The sequence below is a fragment of the Saccharothrix sp. DSM 118769 genome (assembly GCF_052936295.1).
In genome coordinates this window covers 4,544,771-4,561,365 of the sequence record NZ_CP193627.1, presented here as the reverse complement: position 1 = coordinate 4,561,365, position 16,595 = coordinate 4,544,771, and the positions used below count along the sequence as shown (strand labels likewise).

General features: G+C 72.0%; 10 protein-coding genes and 1 pseudogene. 6 read left to right on the top strand and 5 right to left on the bottom strand.

Features of this window, described 5'->3' with window-relative positions; genetic code table 11:
• Positions 1 to 170 precede the first annotated feature (170 nt).
• From ACRAKJ_RS19785 to ACRAKJ_RS19775, 3 genes are all read left to right on the top strand, one after another.
• Entirely contained in the window at positions 171 to 956 is a 786-nt protein-coding gene (locus ACRAKJ_RS19785) for a hypothetical protein (protein WP_438920362.1), read from the top strand.
• Positions 957 to 1,034: 78 nt separating this feature from the next.
• Positions 1,035 to 1,877: a hypothetical protein gene (locus tag ACRAKJ_RS19780; RefSeq protein ID WP_438920361.1), complete on the top strand. Its 843-nt coding sequence runs from the start codon at positions 1,035 to 1,037 to the stop codon at positions 1,875 to 1,877.
• 71 nt (positions 1,878 to 1,948) lie between these two features.
• Positions 1,949 to 5,167, top strand: coding sequence for a tetratricopeptide repeat protein (locus ACRAKJ_RS19775; RefSeq protein ID WP_438920360.1), 3,219 nt, complete (start codon positions 1,949 to 1,951; stop codon positions 5,165 to 5,167).
• Positions 5,168 to 5,323: 156 nt separating this feature from the next.
• Here the strand turns inward: ACRAKJ_RS19775 and ACRAKJ_RS19770 are convergent, their stop codons facing one another.
• A complete protein-coding gene (locus ACRAKJ_RS19770; protein WP_438920359.1) occupies positions 5,324 to 7,717 on the bottom strand; it encodes a tetratricopeptide repeat protein in 2,394 nt (797 codons plus the stop codon).
• Between the two features lie 786 nt (positions 7,718 to 8,503).
• Here ACRAKJ_RS19770 and ACRAKJ_RS19765 point away from each other — a divergent pair.
• Positions 8,504 to 9,238 (top strand): SMI1/KNR4 family protein, encoded by a 735-nt coding sequence (locus tag ACRAKJ_RS19765; RefSeq protein ID WP_438920358.1) that lies wholly within the window; start codon positions 8,504 to 8,506, stop codon positions 9,236 to 9,238.
• 182 nt (positions 9,239 to 9,420) lie between these two features.
• Here the strand turns inward: ACRAKJ_RS19765 and ACRAKJ_RS19760 are convergent.
• From ACRAKJ_RS19760 to ACRAKJ_RS19745, 4 genes and pseudogenes are all read right to left on the bottom strand, one after another.
• Positions 9,421 to 9,540, bottom strand: a pseudogene (locus ACRAKJ_RS19760) (IS630 family transposase); the annotation flags it as partial.
• 85 nt (positions 9,541 to 9,625) lie between these two features.
• Positions 9,626 to 10,090 carry a hypothetical protein gene (locus ACRAKJ_RS19755; protein ID WP_438920357.1) on the bottom strand — a complete coding sequence of 155 codons (465 nt, stop codon included), beginning with the start codon at positions 10,088 to 10,090 and terminating at the stop codon, positions 9,626 to 9,628.
• A gap of 1,464 nt (positions 10,091 to 11,554) precedes the next feature.
• A complete protein-coding gene (locus ACRAKJ_RS19750) occupies positions 11,555 to 12,505 on the bottom strand; it encodes a phosphoribosylaminoimidazolesuccinocarboxamide synthase (protein WP_438920356.1) in 951 nt (316 codons plus the stop codon).
• Entirely contained in the window at positions 12,502 to 13,251 is a 750-nt protein-coding gene (locus ACRAKJ_RS19745; RefSeq protein WP_438920355.1) for a UTRA domain-containing protein, read from the bottom strand. The genes ACRAKJ_RS19750 and ACRAKJ_RS19745 overlap by 4 nt, the downstream gene beginning before the upstream one ends.
• A 1,842-nt stretch (positions 13,252 to 15,093) precedes the next feature.
• On the opposite strand from ACRAKJ_RS19745, the gene fxlM reads away from it, so the two are divergent.
• Together fxlM and fxlA are read left to right on the top strand one after the other, a co-directional pair.
• Positions 15,094 to 16,380 (top strand): methyltransferase, FxLD system, encoded by a 1,287-nt coding sequence (fxlM, locus tag ACRAKJ_RS19740; RefSeq protein WP_438920354.1) that lies wholly within the window; start codon positions 15,094 to 15,096, stop codon positions 16,378 to 16,380.
• A gap of 17 nt (positions 16,381 to 16,397) precedes the next feature.
• Positions 16,398 to 16,595 carry an FxLD family lanthipeptide gene (gene fxlA, locus ACRAKJ_RS19735; RefSeq protein ID WP_438920353.1) on the top strand — a complete coding sequence of 66 codons (198 nt, stop codon included), beginning with the start codon at positions 16,398 to 16,400 and terminating at the stop codon, positions 16,593 to 16,595.

Below are 16,595 nucleotides of genomic sequence, written 5' to 3'. Positions count from 1 at the left end.
GGCCGATCGTGGCATTGGGGCGACAGTCGGTCACCTCAGGGTGAGGCGGGCGGCTTCGACCACATCCGCCGAACGCCGCCCCACCTGCGGAGGCATGCGTTCGGGTGGCATTCGCCGTCGTCCGCTGATGCGCGGAGCGCGCGGCAGCCAGGCGCTGTAGTGACGGTACGGTGGACCAGTCCGCTTCGTCCGAGAGCAGACCGCGCGGTCCCGGCTCGGAACTGTCCCTGCCGGTCCGGTCCCACCACGACGTGGTGCTGCTGTGCCCCGCCGGCCGGTTGGACCTGTCGACCTACGCACGGTTGCGCGACGGTCTGCTCAAGCACATGATCGAGCAGCCGCAGGCGCTGATCGTCGTCCTCGGTCCCGGGTTCGAGATCGGCAGCGGTTCCATGACCAGCGTGTTCGTATCGGTGTGGACGCGCTGTCAGAGCTGGTCGAGCACCCCGCTGCTGCTCGCCGCCACGACCGCCGGCCACCGCCGCATGCTCGCCCGCAACGGCATCCCCCGGTTCCTGCCCTGCCACGACGGGGTGCCCGCGGCGCTGGACGCCGTCGGCGACCCGCCGCCGCGGCAACGGGACCAGGCGCTGCTCCCCCTCGACACCGACACCGACCACCTGGCCCGCGACTTCACCCGACGCACCTGCCGCGCGTGGGAGGGCCTGCACGAGGTCACCCCAAGCACGGCACTGCTGGCCGGTGAGCTGGCCGGGTTGGCCCGATCGACCGCGATTCCCGGCACCGTGCTGATCCTGCTGCTGGAACGCCGTCCCGAGCACCTGGCCGTCGCCGTCCGCTACTTCGGCGCCGCCCGTCCCGCCACCGCGCCCGACCTGACCAGGACGCGCCGGCTGAGCACGGCCTCCGGCACCGTCCACACGCCCGACGGACACGTCCTCTGGGCCACCGTCAGCCTCAACCGCCCCCCACGCCGCCCGGACCGGGGCCACTGACGACGGCGGGACGCGGACGCGGCCCGGCTCCCACCGGATGCCCACAATTCGCCCACAACCCGGGCGCAGGGTCACCGCATGAACCCATCCACGCGCACTGTGGCGATCGCGTTGGCCACGACCGCCGTCGCCGTTCTCGGCGGCCTGTCCTCGCCGGCCGTCGCCGCCGCACAGCCGATCGGCGTCCAGGCACTGGACGAACTGGTCGGCAGCGGCCGGGGCACGGTGTTCCGGGCCGCGAGCACGGTCGGCGCGCCGCTGCTCGCCCGCTTCGACTACCACTTCACGGGCGGCGACCACCACATCCGGCAGGTGGCGGCGATGCCGCTGCCGCAACAGCTGGCGGTGCAGGTCTCGTTCGCCGACGCGAACAGCGACGACAACTTCGACTACCGCCTCGCCCACGAGCGGGTCGATCCGACCGGGATCTCGCAGCACTCGTTCCACGGCAACTGCAGGGGCGAGTGCTCGGTGCCCCTCTTCACCCGCCCGAGCGGGAGCTTCCTGTTCGTGCTCACCGGCTTCCGCGTCGCGTTCGACAACGGCGACCACCACCTGGACAAGATCGGGATCACCGAGAGCGGCGGTTTCCTGGTGACGGCGTTCCGGGACCGGAACGGGGACGACCCCTTCACCTACGACGTCGACTACGCGTGGGTGCCGACCAGTCGGCTCCGCAGCACCCTGGCGACGGGCCTGGTGCGTGACAGCGGCACCGCCACGCTGCCCGCGAACGCCGGGCCGAAGGTGATCCAGGGCTTCGTCATGGACAACACGGGCACCGGTTCGGCCGGCGACGACCACATCCGCGACCTGGGTGTCGTGGCCGACGCCGGCTCGATCCGACTCCGGTACGGCGACAACGACCCCACCGACTCCGCGGACTGGTCGTTCCAGGTCCGGTCCGCGGTCGTGAGCTGACCGAAAGGGGTATCCGCGGCGGGCACGGCGGCTCTTCACAGGGGTGTGCGCCCCTTCCGCGGAGGTCCGCCGTGCCCCTCTCGTTCAGGATCCTCGGTCCGCTGGAGGTGCTGGCCGACGAACGGCCGGTGGCGCTGGGCGGGCCGCAGCAGCGGGGGTTGCTCGCCCTGCTGCTGCTCGACGCGAACCGGGCGGTGTCGCAGGAACGGCTGGTGACCGACCTGTGGGGCGATGACGCGCCGTCGGCGGCACGGCGGCTGCTGCACGGGTGCGTGTCGGGGTTGCGGCGGGTGCTGCCCGCAGGCCGGCTGCTCACCCGGGCGCCCGGCTACCTGCTGCGGGTGGCCCCCGGCGAGTTGGACGCCGACGTGTTCGAGGAGTTGGCGGGCGCGGACCGGCTGCGTGCGGCGCTCGGGCTGTGGCGGGGGCCCGCGTTGCACGACGTGCCGCTGGACTCGTGCCGGACCGCTGCGGACCGGCTGGACGAACGGCGGCTCGCCGTGCTGGAACGGCGGGTCGACGCGGACCTGGGACTCGGGCGGTTCGCCGAGCTCGTCGCCGAGCTGACCGCGCTGGTGCGGGAGCACCCGTTGCGGGAGCGGCTGTGGGCGCAGTTGATGCTCGCGCTGTACGGGGCGGGCAGGCAGGGCGAGGCGCTGGCCGCGTTCCGGCGGCTGCGCGCCACTCTCGTCGAGCAGCTCGGGATAGAGCCCAGCGCGGTGCCGAGGCAGGTGGAGCACGCCGTGCTCGCCGGCGGTGACGCCCTCGCCGCCTACCGGCAACACCTCGGCGACGACACCCCGCCGTCACCCGCACCGACGACTCCCCTGCCCGCGCAACTGCCCGCGGCGATCTCGGCGTCCGCCTTCACGGGACGAGCACGCGACCTGGAACGGCTCGACGCGCTCCTCGCCGGCGCGACGGACTCGACGGCCGTCGCGGTGGTCGCCGGGCCGGCCGGGGTCGGCAAGACCACGCTCGCGGTGCACTGGGCGAACCGGGTCCGGACGTCGTTCGACGGCGGGCAGTTGCACGTGGACCTGCGCGGGCACGCCCCCACGCCGCCGGTGCGGCCGATCGCGGCCCTGTCGGGTTTCCTCTCGGCGCTGGGCGTGCCCGCCGGGCAGGTGCCACCGGACCCGGACCGGGCAGCCGCCCTCTACCGCACGCTGGTGGCCGACCGGCGGGTGCTCGTGCTGCTGGACGACGCCCGCGACGTCGACCAGGTCCGTCCGCTGCTGCCGGGCGGTCCCGGCTCGGTGGTGATCGTGACCAGCCGGTACGGCCTCGGCGGCCTAGTCGCCCGCGACGGCGCCGAGCACCTGGCGCTCGGAGTGCTCACGCCCGACGAGGCGCACGCGCTGCTCACCAGGACATTGGGGCCGGCGCGGGTCGCGGCCGAGACCGGCGCGGTGGGCGAGCTCGCGCGGTTGTGCGGGTTCCTGCCGTTGGCGCTGAGGATCGCCGCCGCCAACCTGACCCTGCACCCGGACCGGACCGTCGCCGCGCACGTCGCGGAACTCGCCGCGGACGACCGGCTCGACCGGCTCGCGGTCGTCGGGGACGACGAGACGGCCGTCCGGGTCGCGTTCGACCACTCCTGCGCGGCCCTGGCAGCGCAGCCGGCCCGGCTGTTCCGGCTGCTCGGCCTCGTGCCCGGAGCCGACTTCGGCGTCGGCGCGGCGGCGGCGCTGGCCGACGCGGACGCCGGACCGACGACGTCCGCGCTGGAACTGCTGGTCGACGCGCACCTGCTCGTCCGCCCCGCTCCCGGCCGGTACGCCTTCCACGACCTGCTCCGGCTGTACGCCGCCGAGCTGGGCGCGCGGGAGGCCGACCGGGCCGCGGCCACCGGCCGACTGCTCGACTGGTACCTGGGCGGCGTGGACGCCGGCGCCCGCAAGCTCTACCCGACGCGACTGCGACTGGCCGTGCCCGCGAGCCGTGTCGGCACGCCGGCCTTCGCCACCGGGACGGAGGCGCTGGCCTGGCTCGACGCCGAACGCGCGAACCTCGCCGCCGCCGCGCACGGCGAGTTCTCCTGGCTGCTGGCCGACTCGCTGCGCGGCTACTTCTGGCTGCGGATGTGCACGGTCGAGTGGCAGGCGATCGCGACCACCGCGCTCACCGCGGCGACGTCGGCGGGCGATCCGGTCGGCCGGGCCGCGGCGGAACTCTGCCTCGCCGACCTGCACCGACTGCACGGCCGCTACCGGGTCGCGATCGGGCAGTACACCCTGGCCGCCGAACACGCCCGGTCCGGCGGCTGGCTCGACGGGGCGACCGCCGCGCTGAGCAACCTGGGCACCGCGCACTTCTGGCTGGGCGAACTGCCCGAGGCCGCGCGGCACTACCGGGCCGGCCTCGACGTCGCCATCCGCACCGGCCGCCCGGCGGGCGAGGCGAACACGCTGGGCAACCTCGGTCTCGTCTACGTGCTGCAAGGAGAACTCCAGCGGGCCGCCGAGCACCACGCCCGCGCGCTGGAGCTGAACCGCGCAGCGGGCTCACGCCACAACGAGGCGGTGAACCTGGCCAACCTCGGCGAGACGCACCACCTGCTCGGCCACCTGGACACCGCGCACGAGCACATCACCGCGGCCCTGACCCTGCACCGCGAGGTCGGCGACCGCGGCGCCGAGGCCGAATCGCTCCGCGTCCTCGCGGGCATCCGGCTGGACCAGGGCGAGCACGACAACGCGCTGGACCGTGCCGACGAGGCCGTCGCCCTGGCCGCCGACACCGGCCACCGCCCGGTCGAAGCCAACGCCCTGAACACCCGCGGCGCCGTGCACCTGCGCCTGGGCCACCCGGAGGCCGCCCTCGCCGACCACGAGCGCGCACTGCGGCTCGCCAGGGAAGCGGACACCCGCTACGCCGAGGTCGTGGCCCTCATCGGCCTGGCCTCCTGCCACCACCACCTCGGCAACCACACCCACGCGCGCACGCTGGCCGAGCACGCCCACGCCGAAGCCGACCGCGTCGGCTTCCGCGTCGTGGCGGCCCACGCCCTCACCGTCCTCCTGAAAGTCCACCTTGACACCGGCGACCTCGGCCGAGCCCTCACCTGCGGCCGACGCGCACTCGCCCTGCACCGCTCCACCGGCCACCGCCACGGCGAAGCGAGCACCGCCCTGCTGCTCGGCCACGCCCTCCAGGCCGACGGTCAACCCCACGCCGCCGGAACCGCGTGGCACTGCGCCGCGGCGTTGTTCACCGCCATCGGCACCCCGGAAACCGAACGCGCACTCCTCCACGGGGACCTCGACCCGAACGCACCTGGGAAATGAACGGGCAAGAGGTACTCCCCGATCCGGGTGCGCCCGGATCTCGTCGGTGACAACACCCCGCCATATCCGACCCCGAGGGGGTGGGGCTCGACCTGACCTTCCCCGCAACGCTGAACAGGCAGTACCGCGACAGGCTCGACACACCCGTCACGGACTTCAGGTCCCGGTCGCGGCCTGGTGGCGGGTCTCGGTGGCCTCGTCCGGCCTGCCCGCCCGGTCCAGGGCGATGGCGAGGTTGTTCAGCGTGGCGCGTCGGTTGGTCCGGCCGAGGCGGTGCGACGACTGCTCGAAGGCGTCCAACGCGGCGCGGAACGCCTCGATCGCTTCCTCATGGCGACCGAGGCCGGTGAGCACGGTGCCGAGGCTGTTACGGGCCAGGCCCGATCGCAGCAGGTCGCTGGTGTCGTAGAACAGCTCCGCCGCCTCAGCGAGGTCGGCGACGGCCTCGCCGGACCGGCCCGCGCTCCGCATCAGGAACGCGCGGTCGGTCAGCGCCAGGGCCAGCCCGTCGAAGCCGTCCGCGTGCCGCATGGCCGAGACGGCGTCGTCGAAGGCACCGACGGCCTCCGCCAGTCGGCCCTGACGTGCCAGGGACTGCGCCCGGTAGTGGAGGGCCGCGGCCCGTAACCCCGGGTCGAAGTTCACGGCCTCCACGTCGAGCATCCGACGGGCCAGCACCTCGTCCGCCCGGTCGGGCGATCGTTCGCCGGTCAGGGCGAAGGTCAGCTCCTCGCCCGCACGCTGCGCGGCCTTCGGGTCGGTGGACTCCCGGGCGGCGGCCATCGCCTCGGCGTAGGTCTTGAACGCGGTGTCGAACTTCCGCATCGTGTCCAGCAGCGTCCCCTCGTCGGTGCTGACCCGGCTCGCTTTCGCAGAGCTGTCCGCGTCCTCGAAGAACACCATGGCGCTCCGGTGCATGGCGTCCGTCGCCTCGCCGAAACGCCGGGCGGCGGCGAAGGCGAACGAGAGGGTCGACCACGCGTGCGACTCCTCCTCCTGAAAGTTCGCCGCGCGCAGCACCGCGACTGCTTCCCGCGCGATCTCGATGGCCTCATCCACCGCGTTGATCTCGCACAACGCGGTGGCCAGGCTGTCCAAGGCCCGGCCTTCGCCGAGTCGGTCACCGGACCGCCGGGCGGCCGTCACCGCCGCGTCGGCGACGGCGATCCACTCCGGGTACCGGTGCCGCAGGCCCAGGTAGTCGTCCACCGCCAAGGCCAGGGCGACCACCGCCTCGGGACGGTGGCCGGCGGCGTGGACGGCGGCCGTCAGGTTGGGGCGTTCGGCCTCCAGCCACGACATGGCGTCCTCCCGGGTCGCGAACGGGCCGGCCTCGCCGTCACCGGACGACACGCGAGTGGCAGCCTGCGTCGTGGTGAGGTAGTAGCCCAACAGCCGGTCCAGGGCCGCGCCGCGGTCGTCGGCCTCGGCGTTGCGTTCGCCCTGCTCCGCGGCGTAGATGCGGACCAGGTCGTGCATGCGCCACCGACCGGAGGCGGTGCCGTGCTCGATCAGGTGGGCCCGGGCAAGCTCCGTCGCGATCCGCCGGGCGGTGCGCTCGTCGACGTCGGAGAGCCGGGCGGCCGCAGGGGTGGAGACCTCCGGACCGGGATTGACCGCCAGCAACCGGAACACCTGGGCGTGCCGGGCGTCGAGGCGGTCGTAGGAGAGGTCGAAAGCGGCGCGCACCGCGCGGTCCTCGTAGCTCAGCTCGTCCAGCCGGGCGCGCTCGTCCTCCAGCGCGACGGCCATCTCGGCGAGCGACCAGGCCGGGTCGTCGGCAAGCAGCGCGGCCGCGATCCGCAGCGCCAGGGGCAGGTGGCCGCACAGGTGCGCCACGGTCGCGGCGTCCCGGGAGTGGTCGTCCACCCGGCGGTCGCCTCGCCCACGCGCCAGGCGCAGGGCGTCGCGCAGCACGCCCACGGACGCCTCGGGGGTCAGCACGTCGAGATCGACCAGCCGCGCGGCCAAGCCGCCCATCCGACGGCGGGAGGTCACCAGTGCGCGGGTGGACCCGTCCGTGGGCAGCAGTGGTCGCACGTGCGCCGCGTCCGCTGCGTTGTCCAGGACGACGAGCAGGCGCTTGTCCTGCGCGGCGTACGCGGCCAGCACCGAGGTGTACAGCCGGATCCGGTCCTGCACGTCCGGCGGGATGTTCGCCGGAGGTACGGCCAGCGAGCGCAGGAACCCCTCCAGCACCTGCCCCGGTTCCAGGCGGCGGGTCGGGTCCTGCCCGGACAGGTCCGCGAACAGCACCCCGCCCGGGAACCAGCCCGGGTTGCCGAGCGCCACGTGGGCCACCTGCTTGACCAGTTCGGATTTGCCCACGCCCGCCAGCCCGGACACGGCCTGCACCAGCACTCCCCCGGCCTCCGGGTCCAAGGCGCCCAGCACGTCTCGCAGCACGTCGTCCCGCCCCGCGAAGGCCACCGACCGGTCGGGCAGCCCGCCCAGCGCCGGGGTGATCTCCCGCGGGGACTCGATGACGACGTCCCGCCCCTGGACGACCGCGTTGAAGAACTGCCCGCCACTGATCTCGTTGTGCTGCACGTCCCCATGCTCTCGCGGCTGCCAAGGGCTACCCGGTCACCACGCCCGTCATCCGCCGTCACCGCGACGTCGAGACGGCGGGCGATGGCGTTGGCCCGGCACCCGCAGCAGCCGGGCCGGATGCCGAACCTGCCGGGCAGCGCCCTGCGATCGGTGCACCATGGCTTTATCAGTGCCCGTTTTCGGGCTTGCGCAGGTGAAAGCCAGTCGGTGCGCAGACTGCGCGGCCGCTTCCGCCTGACGGAGGGGCGGACGGCGGCTCCGTCGGCGGCGGTGATGGACTCGCAGTCCGTGCGCGCCGCCGAGACCGTCAGCCGGTCCACCCGCGGTTGGGACGGCGGGAAGAAGGTCAAGCCGCAAGCGGCACATCGTCGTGGACACCCTGGGGTTGCCGGTGGCCGTGTTGGTCACGCCCGCCTCGACGCAGGACCGGTCGCCGCCCGCAGCCTGCTGCGCCGGATGCGCGCCACCGCCGGGGAACGAATCGCGCTGGTGTGGGCCGACGGCGCCTGCACCGACCCCCTGCTCGACCGGGCGCGCAGGACACCGCCGCTGCGTCCGCGACTACGAACGACCCCGCCGGCCGCCGACTCACCCAACACCGATAGCTCGGAAACACCTACTTGCAGGCGATTTCGTGACGGAACGGAATAGCCGCCGGCCACCCGGCTCCACGACGCCGTCACCAACATCATGGCCCCGTACAACCAGTCGTCAGCGCGGCCGACCGAGTGCGATTGCCCTTCCGCCACCGCGTCCGACGCGAACAGAGTAGGTTCACGGCCCGTGACCCCCATCGAGGAGCTCCGGCGTCTCGCGCCGCCGCCGGCCGTCCCCGTTGCCGCCCCGCCGGTGGACCCCCCGCTCCCCGAGGACTACCGGTCGCTGGTCGAGACCTACGGGCTGGGCGAGTTCTGCGACCTGATCCGGCTCGAATCGGACGCGGACGACCTCCTGGACTACGAGCGCGAGGCCAGGGCCGACTACCCCGAGTACTACCCGTACCCCATCCACCCGGAGCCGGGCGGCCTTCCGCCGTGGGGCGCGACCAGCAACGGGGACCTGCTGTGCTGGCGCACCGAAGGCGAGCCGGACGCGTGGCCGGTCGTGGTGTGGGGCCTGCGAAGCGCCGAGTTCGAGGAGCATCCCGTCGGGGCGGCGGCATTCCTGGCCGGCTGGCTCGCGGGCAGGCTGAAGAGCGAGCTGCTGCCGGACGCGTTCCGCGCGCACAGCCAGTGGTTCGACCCGGTCGGTCCGCGGCGGTCCTTGCTGGCGGTCCGGCTGTCCCCGCACACGCAGTCGCTGGACATCCTGCGAGCCGCGTTGGGCGACACGACCGTACGCCGTTCGGTCGGCGACCAGCACGTCGTCGACGCCGGCGACTGGCGCGTGACCTACGACCCCCAGGGATTCGAGATCACGTACCCACCGGCCGACGTGAAACGGGTCCACGCCGTCGTGGCCCAGGCGGCGGCAGCCCTGGGCTGCGAGGTCCTGCCCCGGGACGTCTTCCAGCAGTGAACCCTTTTCATCATGTTTGGTGTGAGCTCCCCCGGTAGCCCGGTGGTTTTCCAGACATGGTCCGACAGGGCCTGGAGGGAGTCGTCCGTGACACGAACACCAGGGGGTGAAGATCCTGGAAGGCGCGTTGACACGGGCGGCCGGCGACGAACCGAAGCTCCAGGCGGTGCGCGAGTACCGCGACGAACTCGTCGCCCGACCAGGTTGAGCCAGAAGGCGCCGGTCGGGGTGAAGTGCAGGTGGAACCGGGGATAGCTGACGAGCCTGGTCCTGATCTCGGGTGTCTTGCGGGTGGCGTAGTTGCCGCAGTGAACTGCCCCGTCCCCACCCGGCCGCGGCGGCCGTGTCCACGGTGTCGTCCGTCGAACGCCGGAGCAGAAGCGCCGGTTACCGCGCCCGATGCCGCGATCGGCGTAGCCGCAGGGCCTCGCCGTCCCACAGCGCGTCCCTGAGCGAACCCCGCTGCTCGGGACGGTCGATGTCGATGCCCGCGTCGCGCAGGGCGTCGGCGGCCCGGGCGACCAGCGTGTCCGGGTCCTGCTCGATCTCGTCGGGGTCGCAGGCGAGGACGAGCAGCACGATGCGCGATTCACGGCCGAACCGGCCGGTGATCTCGATACCGAAGGGGCCTTCGAGTCCGGCTGCGCGCAGGGCATCGCGCGCGTCGGTGTGCAGTCGTGTGGCGGCGAGGTAGGACAGCACGGTGGGCCTGCTGATCGCGGATGCGGCCGCGCGGGCGATCTCGTTGGCACCGACACCGCGTGCATGGTCGAAGTCGATGGCGCGGAAGAGTGCGTCACGGGCGTTGATGAAGTCCTGCACGGCCTGCGGGGTGGCCTGATCGGCTGTCACACGGCGACCGTATGGTCAAAACATTGACCAGTCAAACTTTGACCACTGAGGTCACGTGGTCGCACCCGACTTATGGCGCACTCGTCCGTTGGTGGACACGAAACCGGTATGGGCATGCCGTTCAATCGGCGACGACACCGTTCCGAACACCAGATCGTCAACAGATAACTACATGTAGTCGCATGTAGCAAACTACCCACTTCGCTTTGCGTGCTCATCGAACACGAAGAGTGAGCAAGCCGGGTGGATCCTGGTCGGCTCGAGGTCAGCCACGGCCGCATCGACCGATCCGCGGCAGACCGTGCGGGGCGGGAGCAGTTGATGAGGCCCTCTTGGAAGAACGGCCGGCTCAACAGGCCCCGCTCGGGGCGGGGCAATCGACGGAGACCGCATCACGAGGACGCCGCACGCGGACGGCTCCGGAATCCGGCCTGCTCATGGCGTTCCACTCATCGACGAGGCCACCCTGCGTAGTCACGGTCATCGTGTTCTAGCGGCTGCCGATATGCGTCATTTTACGAACTGCAGGTGCGCCATGCCGAAATTTCCGCTTCCCACTAACAGAAGTCACGCATCTTCGGCCGTTGCGGTGCTTGACTGATGGCGGGAGGTGGCCATGTGGTCGAGCTTGGGAACACTGGGCACAGTGGGCGCTCTGGTGACTCTCTGTCTTGTAGTCGGGCGTGTGCTCGGCCTCGTGATCGTGTTGCGCGGGACCACTCCAGCCCAACGTCCGGAGATCATCCGTGCGCTGAACGACAGCGGCACTCGGGCACTTCGCCGCAGGACCGGCCGTGCGCCCGTCCGAGGTGGCCGAGGCTGAGACGTGGTCGGGCTCGGTTCGACGGTGGTGTTGGGTCCGGGTGGTCAGTGGTCGCCGGCCGACACGACACCGGTCGGGGCGTAGCTGCCGAGCAGGTGGGGGCAACGTCATCTCGACTTCAGGTTCACCGGTGACGCGGGTGTGCCAGAGCGAGCGGTCGGACATGGTCGCGAGTTCGTCGGCGCCGGTGAGACCGTCGCGGCAGACGGCCGGGAGGATCACATCGCCGACCCTCTGTGTTCCGGCGGCTGGACACGGGGCGGCGATGCCGTCCGCTTCGGTGCAGCCCGGGCCAGCTCACTGCCCCTTGTAGGTCCCTGCCTGTCCGGTACCCGGCACTGCTCGATGGGAGTCGACTGCCGTCCGTGGCAGGTGGTTACGGCAGAGGACGCCGTGGAGGTGGTCGACTCCGTGGACGACGAGTCGGGCCATGCCCCGCCGGAACAACCGCCCGATCGTCGTCCTGCCCCGGACCAGGTTCCATCCCCTGCTTTCGTCCCCGCCATGCGCCAACGGCCCAAGATCTAGGGCGGTCCTCTTGGGAGTGACCTTGTTGAGGACCGCCCTTCCACGTCCGGCGGTGGCGTTCCGGTGACGCCCGAACGCACTGCCGGAGGGTGCGAGGGCGTCGCCGCGTCCGGTCAGTCGCCGTGGATGCGGCGGGTGTAGCCGAGCTGGCCGTCGAGATCGAGCTTGCGGTAACCGTCGAGGGCGGGGTCGGTGGTCGGGTCGCGTCGGAACTCAGGGTCCCGGGCCCAGGTGTTGCCGGTGATGCGTTCGTAGACCTCGATGTAGCGGGCGCGGGTGGCGTCGACGATGTCATCGGGCATGTCCGGTCCGGGCGGGGTCTTGTCCCAGCCGGTGGTCAACGACCAGTCGCGGACGAACTGCTTGTCGAACGAGGGCTGCCCGCCCTCGCGGCCGGGCTGCCACTGGTCGGCGGGCCAGAAGCGCGAGGAGTCGGAGGTGAGGACTTCGTCGCCGAGGGTGAGGGTGCCGTCGGCGGCGATGCCGAACTCGACCTTGGTGTCGGCGATGATGATGCCGCGTTGGGCGGCGATGGCCGCGCCGGTGGTGTAGATGGCCAGGGTCAGTTCGCGCAGGCGTTCGGCGAGGTCCTGGCCGACCTGGTCGACGACGTCGGCGAAGGTCATGAACTCGTCGTGGCCGGTGTCGCCGCCCTTGGTGGTGGGCGTGAAGATCGGCTCGGGGAGCTTGCTGCCGTCAACGAGGCCGGGCGGGAGGGCGACGCCGGAGACGGTGCCGTCGCGCCGGTACTCGCGCAGGCCCAGGCCGGTGAGGTAGCCGCGGGCGATGCACTCCACGGTGACCATCTTCAACGGCGTGCAGCGGATCGCGCGGCCGGCGAACTCCAGCGGCACGTCGGTGGCGGAGATGACGTGGTTGGGCACCAGGTCGGCGAGCTGGTCGAACCACCACAGCGACAGCTGGGTCAGCAGCGCGCCCTTGTCCGGCACCGGGGTGGGCAGTGCCACGTCGTAGACCGATACCCGGTCGGTGGCGACCAGCAGCAGGTCGCCACCGTCGAGTTCGTACAGGTCGCGGACCTTGCCGCTGTGCAGGTGCCTCATCGGTTCTCCGTGCTCGTGGAGTAGTCGAACCTGGTCTCCAGGTCCGGACGGCTGGCGGACTCGCCGTACTCGATGACACCGTCGTCGGTGTCGAAGTAGAGGTTGCGTCCTCGCAGGATCGCCGAGCCTTCCGGCAGGTCGAGCTGCAGCGCCTCCTCGGCGGTGGCGTGACCGGCCGACAGGAACAGCTGTTCGCGGTCGGAGCGTGTCCGGCCGCTGCGCTGCTCGACGTAGCGGGCGGTGCCTTCCAGGATGCGTTCGGTCGACAGCAACGCGGGCGCGGACTCGGCCAGGGCGCCGTCGAACCACGACACCGACGTCGACAGCGGCAGGTCGTTCGCGTCGAAGGTGGTGCGGCGCCTGCGGACGGCCTGCGCGCCGGGGTCCAGCCGCAGCGCGTCGACGACGTGGTCGGGCGCGTGGACCAGTTCGGCGGACAGGATCCGGGCGTAGTGGCCTGAGGGGTAGATCCGTCCGCTGGTCAGCACGAGCTGCGACCGGTCGCGGGCGCTGAGGTGGATGCGACGCACCACGGTCCCCACACCGGGCCTGGCCTGGGTGAGTCCTTCGGCGCGCAGCGTCGCGTGAACCCTGGTCGCCGTGGCGAGGGCGACGTTCTCCGTCAGGGCGATCTCCCGGGCGGACGGGATGGTGTCCCCCTCGGCCAGGTCTCCGGCCAGGATGCGGTCCCGGAACTTCTCGACAACCTGCATGTAGCGCGGCATGGGCCGTTCGTTCGTCGACACGCTGACTTCTCCTCCTCCACTCACCGGGTGTTCTAGCACACCCGGTGTCCGTGTCGAACTCGGTGTTCGGTCGATCGGGTGAGATCACACGTCGCCCCTTGAGGTGTACTAATACACCAGCCTAGCGTTCCGAGTGCGTCGCGACGGCCCTCGTCCCCTCCGAACACCGCCGTCGTCGAGTCCACCGGTCACCCCTGTGGTCGGGCCGAGCGAAGCGGAAGGACACCGGGATGGCGCACATCACGAGCATTGAACGCGTGCGGGGCCGTGGACAGCGGCGGGTGCTGCGGCTTCACGCCCTTCCGGGACTACGCGATCACCGCGTCCTCGCAACGACACCGGCTCCCGCCCCACGTCCGAATCGGGAACCAGACCGCCCCGCAGGGGCTGCGACACCCCACGACCGGCCCGTGGTCACCGCCGTCTCCACGGCGAGGCCCTCATCCTCCCGCGCGACCGGAGCTCGGCACCGACGCCCGATGCCCCGGGCGGTCCGGGCGGGACGACACCGGTCGGCCATGGTGTCGGCGGCGCTGCTGCTGGCCGCGGCGGTGTCCGGATCACTCGCGGACTTCCGCCCGGCAGGCATGGCGGCCGCCGCCTGGGGACTGCTGGTCCTGCTCACCGGCTGTACGAGGTTCGCCCAAGGGGGACGTGACCGCGAAGGCCGCCATGGCGCCGACGAAGTACCCGGTACACCGGCCGAGGCGGCTCCGGTCCGCCACGTCGGCCACCGGCCGACATCAGCGTCGGCGGCGGACAGGACGACTTCGCGACGCGAGCACGCCGCGGCCGCCACCATTCCGGACCAGCACTCGATCTACTGCTCGGCCACACCCCCACCGGCCGCGCGGGCACCGGCCGGCGGACCGCCGCGGACCTGCCCGGCCAAGCCCACCGCGCCCGCGACCGGCCGACCTGGATCACCTGCCACCGCCCGGCGAGCACGCACGGTACGCGGTCTGCCGAGATGCACCGTGGCCGTGCCGCCCGTTCGACACCGCGGCCCGTGACCTCATCGACCTCCGGGTCCCGGTCGGCTATCTCATGTCGCTGGATCCGCACTCGCCCGCCGCAACGGCCTCAGACCAGCTGACCCCGGACATGCAGAGGGCCACCAATGGATGAAATCCTGGCCGCCAGTCCGCATGACGGATCACCGAATTCAGTGACGACCGTGCGCGACTTGATCAAGCAGCACTGATCCGACCCGAAGGGCCACGGCCCCTACCGTCCCCGGTGGCGACGCGGTCGCACCCCGGGCTGCCAGATCCGGGCCACCGCCCACCGGCACCTGATCGCCGTCGAGACCGCACACCTTCGACCAGCGCGGCCCGACCCCCGTCGACCACACCGCGGACACATCGTCGGCGGGCCGCGGTCCGGGAGGTGGCGGAACGCTCCGCAGCGTTCCCCCACCTCCCGGACCGCGGCCCAACCGGTTGCGAAAGACGCAAGTCGCACCGGCGAGAACCCCGGTAAGACAGCCACGGACAGCACCACCACTTGATCGCGGACAGTGATCGCAGCGATACGGTTCGACACCCACAGTCAACTGTGGCGACGCGGCAGACCCGACCAGGCCGCACACCCAAGAGAAGGCATCCGTGACGACCAAAGCCGCATCCGCACCCGCGGCCACCGGCCACGCCACCGCCGACTCGGTTGCGGTCAAGCGCAACGCCGACAGGGAAGTCATCCCCTCGACTCCTGACCGGCAAGACCGTCCCCCTGCAACGCGCCCCCCGACCCTGACCATCAACGCCCCAAGGAGTGTCGCCCCGTGAGGACCCACACGACCAACCACCCGACGACACCGCAGACCACTGCACCGATGGCGACGTGGACCGGCCCCACACGGACGGCACGCCGATGACCATGCCCGACGACACCGCCGCAAGCCCGGACGACCTGCGCCGAGAGATGCTCGACGAACTGTGGACGCTCAAGGCGTTGCGCACCCGCGCGGTGGCCGAGGCGTTCGCCGCAGTCCCACGACACCTGTTCGCCCCGGAAGCCACGCCGGAGCAGGCGTATGCGGCCACCAAGGCCGTGGTGACCAAACGCGGCCCCGACGGCACGGCGCTGAGCAGCGTCTCCGCGCCCTCGATCCAGGCGGCGATGCTAGAGCAGGCCGAGCTGCGCCCCGGCATGCGGGTGCTGGAGATCGGGTCCGGCGGCTACAACGCCGCCCTGCTCTCCCACCTCGTCGGCCCGACCGGGCACGTGGTGTCGGTCGACATCGACCCCGACATTGTCGAGCGCGCCCGGCGCCTGCTCGCCGAAGCCGACTACCCGCGGGTGCGGGTGGTGCACGGCGACGCCGAACACCCCATCCCCGACGAGGAGCCCTTCGACCGCATCATCGTCACCGTCGGCGCCTGGGACCTGCCGCCCGCCTGGTGGGAGCAGCTGGTCGAGGGCGGCCGGATCGTGCTGCCGCTGCTGATGCGCGGCACCACCCGCACCGTGGCGCTGGAGAAGACCGGGGGCCGCCTGGTCGACCGCGGCCACCAGCGGGCCGGGTTCGTGGCGATGCAGGGCCTGGGCGCGCACGAGGAGACCTTCCTGTCCCTCGCCGACGGCGACGAGGTCGGCCTGCGTATCGACGGCCCGGCCGACACCGATGCGGCGTCGCTGGCCGAGGCGCTGCGCGGCCCCCGGACCGAAGCGTGGTCGAGTGTGGAGGTCAGCGGTACGGAGCCCTTCGACGACCTGGACCTGTTCCTGGCCACCAGCCCCGGTCACTTCGGGATGCTCCAAGCGCTCAAGCCTGCGGTCGAGGCCAAGCTGGTGAGCAGGTGGGCGTTGTGGGGTGCGCCGACGCGCTACAACGACACCAGCTTCGCCTACCGGCTCGCCCGCCGTGTCCCCGACACCGACCGCGCCGAGTTCGGTGTATTCGCCCACGGCCCCGACGCCCACGAGTTGGCCGACCAGTTCGTTGCCGACATCCGCGCCTGGGACCGGGAACATCGGCGCAGCGGCTACCGCGCCCGCATCACCGTCTTCCCCGCCGCGACTTCGGATGAGGCAGTGCCCACCGGGTTCGTCATGAACCGCCGCCACACCCGCGTGGTCGTCACCTGGCCCACCGGACCCGACCACGCCGCCGCCACACGCGGCTGAACGAAAGGGGAAAGCCCATGACGATGACCCTGTCCGCCCCGTCGGTCACCACCGACGTCGCCGACCCGTTCGACCTCGACATCGAGGTCGTGCCCGCCCGGACCACGGCACAGCCCGGCCAGGTGTGGAACTCCGGCACCAACTGTCACAGCGACGACGGCTGCGGGCACACCTGCGAAAGCGCCTGTTCCAACAGCTGCACCGACGGCGACTGA